Genomic DNA, 1,696 nt, shown 5'->3' on the forward strand with positions numbered 1-1,696 from the left:
CGCCAGCCACCCGTTGTATCGTCGCTGATCTGCTTGGCTACGTTCCGGGTGGTTTCATAGGTAGTCCAGTCATCCTCGTTTCTGGTTTCGCTCGGCACATTGGATAACTGCTCGACCAGAAATTGCAGCTGGATAGAACCTGGGAGCAAGGGAGCACCGGGAATCGTGCCACTCATTACACCCTGACCATCCACCGAGACAATCACCTCGCCACCGGCACTGGTGCCTTGCTCATAAGTGAGGGCAATCTCTGTCCCGCTGTCGGGCAGGAAATCGAGCTTAAAGCTCAGTTCACCGGGGGCGTAGTGAATAGCTCCGTTACCGTCACCAGTGAGAAGCCCATTAGCCTGATCGGTCAGGGTTTTATTCTCCCCGGAGGAAACATACGTCACCGTCATCGAGCCGGGTTTGATGCCGGGTTTCTCGACGGTATGCCGGAAGGTCATATCATCCACCGGCACCGAGCCGGTTCTGATCGTCACCTCGTCATCATTCTGCGCCACATAGCTAAAGACGATGGCACTGTCAGGATCAGGCAGCGCATCGAGGGTGATTGCAGCCGACCCCGTTGCAAAGATAATGGTTCCAGTTCCCGAGCCGGTCATCTGGCCAGCGCCAGTATCCCGAATGTCCTGCCATTTACCCAAGGCGATATAGCTGACCACCAGTGTTCCCGGCCTTGGTTTGGCCTCTGCCATATTCAGGGTGTAGTTAAAGCCCCTGTTCTGGTTGGTGATCGGGATAGCCCCACTGATCGCAGCCCCGGTAATGGCAACGGCTGGCTGATAGGTCGCATTGGCGGTGGCCGTGGTATAGCTGCTCGCTCGCCAGACGTTAATCTCTCCGAGCTCATAATCCACGGTCAATTTGCTGAAATTATTGGTCCCGCTTTTATGGAGCAGATGACCCGCACCGTCATCTTCAAAGGTGCCGCCATCGAGGGACAGGGAGAGGGTTTTCGGTAATACGCCACGCTGGACATAGGTTCTGCTCTGGTTGCCGTTAATGTGCACAAAACGACAGCTGACCGAACGGGTAGTGCCAGCGGTGGCCACCATCGTTTTGCCGGTATAGCCACCGTATTGATCGAGCAACGGGCTTTCGACCTTGGCACTCGGCACCAGTGGCGCATAAACGCTCTCGGCCTTAACCGTTAAGTCGCCAGCGGTCACATTGGCACTCAATGGCTGAATGCCGTAATAACGAGAGGTATCAGCTATCTGTGTGCCATAAATGGAACTGGTTACTTCCTCCGGTTCTCCGGGGACTGGCTGCGCTCCGACAAAGGTTGTTACTAACGGAGCACTGATCTCCATTTCTACCTTGCGCCGGTTAAAATCGACGTACTCTGAACCGTTGTGATAGGTAAACGTGACCACCGAATGATCAACGGCAGTGATACGAATAAACTGGCTCGTTAGCCCATCGGGAGTGGTGAGCTTATACACCTCGCCAATTTCAGGAACCGCCCATTCCTCCCGCTGATAGCCGACAATAGAACGCTGACCTTCCAGCTGATCGCCTACCAGTTCCCACGATGCTTTGATACCGGGGACGACATAACTTTCTATTCTGTCTCTGGCATCCAAACGCTCATCGGTCTGACTGTCGGTATTGAACAGCAAAACCGAGACATTCTTATCCTTGGGAGGCTCGGTCAGGATCAAATGACTGCCGAGATAAATGTCATTGTTAT

At 54.1% G+C, this 1,696-nt stretch carries 1 protein-coding gene; it reads right to left on the reverse strand.

Translation table 11 applies throughout. The features are described 5' to 3' along the window. Nucleotides 1-1,696 (reverse strand): hypothetical protein (locus AK963_RS33935; RefSeq protein WP_175404713.1); only part of this gene is annotated, 1,696 nt, incomplete at both ends.

Origin of the sequence: Endozoicomonas atrinae, assembly GCF_001647025.1 — a bacterium.
GTDB classification, from domain to species: domain Bacteria; phylum Pseudomonadota; class Gammaproteobacteria; order Pseudomonadales; family Endozoicomonadaceae; genus Endozoicomonas; species Endozoicomonas atrinae.